We start from the raw sequence: 4,672 nt of genomic DNA, 5'->3' as shown, positions 1-4,672 counted from the left end.
GCTGAGAAAAACAGCTTGGAGCAACAGTTGGCTCAACTTGACAATGCACAGCAGGAAAAGGAGAATGCAGAGTCCCGGCTGGATGAAATTTTTACTATCCTGGATGGGCTGGAGAATCACCCCATGGAATATGATGACCGGCTGGTGCGACAGGTGCTGGAATGCGTGGTGGTGGAGTCCAAAGATAAATTAAAGGTGATTTTTGCAGGAGGATTAGAAGTTGAGCAGACGATACCAGTTTGATGTGAGGGTTCGGATACGCACACCGATTGGGCGAAAATATCTTTTTGGTCGTGCGTGCCAAAGAAAAACCCCGGAATTCCTTGGAATTCCGGGGTTTTTTGCGTTTTGGGTGGTGGTATGCGGTCTATGGAGCCGCTCTCTATGGTGTGTAATTTGCGCTTTTTTCGTATCCGGTGCCATTCGTTTCTAACCTTTCCGTCTGGCACATCATCAATAAATCATCAAAAAACTGGGGTGTGCTCCCCTATTCCTTCTTTCTGACTTCAAAAATTGAACCCGTCTGTGATTCCTTGCAGGCGGGCTTTTCTTTTCATAATTTTTTTGATTTCACGATTATCACCGGGTTGATAAGCCGCGCTTTGCCGCCCGAATAGTACTTTCCCTCTCGGAAGAGATTCGCCTCAGCTTGCTCATAAGTGGATTCCTCTACAACTCGTTGGATAAGAAATCCATGCTCTGACAAGCAGTTAAGATAAGAACTGAGTTTCCAGTTTTTGAGGTGCAGGCCGCTTACCCCCATTTTTTGGATTTCGATTTCTCTTTCCTCTACATAAGAGCTGGAGAGAATATACTGTCCATCTATGGCATCCACACATTGCATCAATGGGTTGTCCCAGGAAAATATAAACAATCCGCCGGGTCTGAGATACTCCTGAACGCGGGCAATCGTGGCATTCAAATTTGTTGTCCATCCAAGACCATAAATGGAGTAGACTATATCGAAACGGCTGCGGGGAATTCCCGGATTCGTTTCCATTGCCGCAGAAAACAGGTTCGCTTTTTTGCCAGCCATTCTCAGCAGGCTTTTTGCCTGACCAATTCTGGTTTCAGAAATATCCAATCCCCATAGCTCCTTTGCCCCCCGTTCGGCCATCCATAACAAGGACTTCCCACTGCCGCAGGCCAGCTCCAACACACTCTTCTCACTTACATCGCCGAATAGGCAGAGGTTTTCCTCTGAAGGCGAATAAGGCCCGTATGACGGCAAATGTGTCCCGGCCCACTCTGTCTGCGCTATCTGATTCCAGCCGCTGCTATTTTGTTCCAGAATTTCCCCCTCTACCGGCGTTTGTGTCCCTTCAAAAAACAGTTCGTCAATAGACACGCCAAATAGTTCTGCCAGCCCAGGTAAAAGTGATAAATCCGGATTTGCCTTTCCCGTTTCCCATTTGCTGACCGCCTGCATGCTGACATGAAGTTGCTGGGCAACTTCTCCCTGGCTGATACTCCGCTTTTTGCGCAAGCACTGTATTGCTTTGCCTAAATGAAATTCCATGATGCGCCTCCTTCAACTGGTTACCTGCTGGAATTATTATAAGCCAGATATGGACACAAGGCAAGCGAAGAGATTTTGACTGCGCTCAACCAGTGGTTGAAGTTTATGACCGTAGTATTTGAAAACGATTTACGCTTCCCCTTCTCATCTATGTACCACACGATCCCGCCCCAGCGGTCATCAGTTCGCTTGAAAGCTTTCGCGCCCAACAGCGGCTCTGCCGAAGTGCTGTCCAAGGCGCTGGGCAGCCGCACGGTGATGTCAGGCTCGGTGTCAAGAAGCAAGAACGACCCCAGCCAATCCCTGCAAATGATAGAGCGCCCACTCATGACGCCGGACGAGTTGAAGTCCATGCCAAAGGGCCAGTTCATCGTGATGAAAACCGGCTTTTATCCCATGAAGGTCAAGTTAAAACTGTACTTTGATTGGGGTATTCAGTTCGATGAGCAATACGCTGTCCCGGAAAATGGCAACCGGAAGGTGGCTTATGCGGAGAAGAATGAGCTCCCACAGGCCATCGTGCTGAAATACCATCCTGATTGGCTGAAGAATGATGATACACCGCCGGAGGATACACCTGCTGGTGGACAGAGCCAGGATGCACCTGTACAAAAGCAACGCAAGCGCACCTCAAAGAAGAAAGGCCCCGCCAACAGGCAAAACAGACCGCTAAAAGAGGTCGCACCCCACAACCGTGATTCTGAGCCGGAGGTAGTTCAGGATGGGCCGTACAAGATGGACTTGCAGCACAGGGCCGTGGCCGTTTATATCTATCTGGCAGACAGGGCAAATCGGGATGGTGAGTGTTGGCCTGCCATTTCTACTATCGCCAGAGAATTGAAATTGTCGCAGTCAACGGTGCGCAGGGCCTTACAGGATCTGAGGAAAGCAGAACTGTTAGACACGGAGCAGCGCTGCCGCGCCAAGGGCGGTAAAAGCAGTTTACTTTTTCACCTGAAGAAAATGTGACAGAAAACACCTGCCGCCAGGGAGCCTTTGTGCCCTATCGGTGGCAGGCGCCTCCTGTCATCATGGCGGGTATAGGGAACTATCCAATTGAAGAATGGAATACAGCAGAAAGAATAGGAAAGCTCACAAGATGACTGTGCTCATGCCATCTCCAACCCTCCATCTCGCATGACCAGATCAATCATTCGGGAATCCAACTCCAGCCGTTCTAACTCCTTCGCGTCTGCATAGCAGTTTTCAGGCGTGGTCTCCAGCCCTAACAGCGTGCGCCCGATCACCGCTGCCGAGAGGCAAGCTCCTAATACAGAGCTGTGTTCGCCATCGGCAAAGTAAAGTTCCTCGTCCGGATGGGTGCTTGCCACCTGCCACCAGACACACCCAACTGGGCAGACAGCCGCGCCGGTCTTCTCTGCCAGGGCCTCGTAAGCCTCGCTCATAACTGCTTGGCCCTGGGGATTGTTCTTCTCACTCCAGGTCATGTACAGGTAAATTTTTGTACCTTTTGGCACCAACGCCGCCATTTTCTCCCCGGCTTCCAGCAGGGAATCTTTTCCGGGAAACGGATGGGCGTTGTGCTGCAAAATAACAGCGTCATACCCGCCGCACATGAGGTTAAAGTAAGTCTGGGACTGCCCCAGGTGCCAGTCCAGGCCCATGCCAGGGTGGGTGAGCATCACCGGCTCGATGGGGCTTCCGTGGCTTTCACAAAACGCCTTGACCCGGGCGGGCACATAGTGGACAAAGGTGTGGCTGTTGCCGATAAATAACACTTTCATAAGCGGCTCCTTTTTGAGTAGATGTGTTCCGCCTGCATCATAACACATGAAGCGCACTCCATGTCAAGGGTTTCTTCAAAATCTTTATATGCTTTTGAGGCATACCATGCCACAGAAACTAAGTATTCAATTCTTTCCACTCACGCTGTTATAATGAGGAAAACAGAGGACGGGAAAGGATGGATACACTCTATGTTTTCAAAAATGTTTTCCCGGCGCTTGTGGAACCGGGACTTTATCCTGGTGCTGCTGGTCTGTTCCATTGCGTCCTACACCAACAGCATCTTCATTTCGCTTCTGCCGGTCTATGTGCTGGACCTGGGCGGCACCAACGCCCTCACCGGCATGATGATGACCGGCCTGACCCTGCTGGGCATGGCCACCCGTATCATCGTTGCGCCGCTGATCGACCGGATAGGCCGCAAAAAACTGCTGGTCATCGGCAGCGGGCTCTATGCCCTGAACGCCCTGGCCTTCTGTTTCACCAAGGACTTGAACGTCCTGTTGCCCTGCGGGTGATCCACGGCTTTACCCAGGGCATCTTCTTCCCAGTGCCGCCCACCATGGTGGCCGACATCTCCCCAGAGGACCTGCTGGTGGACGCCATGGGCTTCTTCGGCATCAGCAGCTCGCTGGTGTTTGCGGCGACACCAGCTATCGGCCTTGCCATCTACAACAACCTCGGCCCAGAGGCCATGTTCTGGTCGGCGGTGATTATGGGCTTTATCGCCTTTGCCCTAGCCCTGCCCATCAAAGAACACTACCAGCGGCCCGCCCAGCCGGAAAAGGGCGAATCCAAGCCCAAAACCGGCCTGCGCTTAGACAAGGTTTTCCTGACCTTGGTGCTGCTGCCCTCCATGATAAGCCTGTTCATCTACATTGGCAACTCCTCCATCATGAGCTTCCTCACCCCCTGCGGCCTGGAGAGAGGCATTGAACAAATCAGTCTCTATTTTCTGGTGAACAACCTGGCGGTCATCGCTGCCCGCCTGACCGTGGGCCGGGTGATTGCCAATGTGCCCAAGCGCACCTGCATCCTGTTCGGCATTATCCTGTGCGGGCTTGGCACCGGGCTCATCGCCTTCGCCTATAACCTGGCGTTGATGAAGCTTTCCGCCGTGCTAGTGGGTGTGGGCATCACGGCTGTCACCCAGCTTTTGCAGGTGGAAGTCATGCTTGCCGTGCCCAACGAGCGCCGGGGCCTGGCCAGCACTGCCTTTATGCTCATGGGCGACATCGGCAATGGCGCAGGCGCGGCCATTTGGGGCGCGGTCTCCGCCGGGGCGGGGTATTACTTCTGCGTGCAAAGATAGGAAAGTGAAGGATGAAGGAAGAAACTGGAAACGGCAGAGGGATGATGCTGTAATCTGCGCATAAATGACTGGATTTTGTGGGAAATATCTTCCAC

General features: G+C 52.4%; 6 protein-coding genes and 1 pseudogene. 5 read left to right on the top strand and 2 right to left on the bottom strand.

Annotated features, from left to right (window positions below):
- On the top strand, positions 1-243 hold a 243-nt coding region (locus tag U8U68_RS21475; RefSeq protein ID WP_322204443.1), incomplete at its 5' end, for a hypothetical protein.
- Positions 244-553: 310 nt separating this feature from the next.
- Here the strand turns inward: U8U68_RS21475 and U8U68_RS21470 are convergent.
- Complete coding sequence (locus U8U68_RS21470; RefSeq protein WP_322204441.1) at positions 554-1,519, bottom strand: methyltransferase domain-containing protein; 966 nt, start codon at positions 1,517-1,519, stop codon at positions 554-556.
- 198 nt (positions 1,520-1,717) lie between these two features.
- On the opposite strand from U8U68_RS21470, the pseudogene U8U68_RS21465 reads away from it, so the two are divergent.
- Positions 1,718-2,027: pseudogene (locus U8U68_RS21465) on the top strand (type IV secretory system conjugative DNA transfer family protein); the annotation flags it as partial.
- A gap of 227 nt (positions 2,028-2,254) precedes the next feature.
- Positions 2,255-2,488 carry a helix-turn-helix domain-containing protein gene (locus tag U8U68_RS21460; protein ID WP_322204445.1) on the top strand — a complete coding sequence of 78 codons (234 nt, stop codon included), beginning with the start codon at positions 2,255-2,257 and terminating at the stop codon, positions 2,486-2,488.
- A gap of 140 nt (positions 2,489-2,628) precedes the next feature.
- Here U8U68_RS21460 and U8U68_RS21455 read toward each other — a convergent pair whose 3' ends face one another.
- Positions 2,629-3,264, bottom strand: a complete 636-nt coding sequence (locus U8U68_RS21455) for a hypothetical protein (protein WP_322204439.1) — start codon at positions 3,262-3,264, stop codon at positions 2,629-2,631.
- 21 nt (positions 3,265-3,285) lie between these two features.
- Here U8U68_RS21455 and U8U68_RS21450 point away from each other — a divergent pair, with 21 nt between their 5' ends.
- Positions 3,286-3,783 carry an MFS transporter gene (locus tag U8U68_RS21450; RefSeq protein WP_322204437.1) on the top strand — a complete coding sequence of 166 codons (498 nt, stop codon included), beginning with the start codon at positions 3,286-3,288 and terminating at the stop codon, positions 3,781-3,783.
- Entirely contained in the window at positions 3,780-4,577 is a 798-nt protein-coding gene (locus U8U68_RS21445) for an MFS transporter (protein ID WP_322204435.1), read from the top strand. Before U8U68_RS21450 ends, U8U68_RS21445 begins: the two co-directional genes overlap by 4 nt.
- Positions 4,578-4,672 lie beyond the last annotated feature (95 nt).

This window comes from Acutalibacter intestini (assembly GCF_034334985.1).
Lineage (GTDB): Bacteria > Bacillota > Clostridia > Oscillospirales > Acutalibacteraceae > Acutalibacter > Acutalibacter intestini.
The sequence above is the reverse complement of the archived record's forward strand: the minus strand, read 5'-3'. Positions and strand labels throughout refer to the sequence as shown.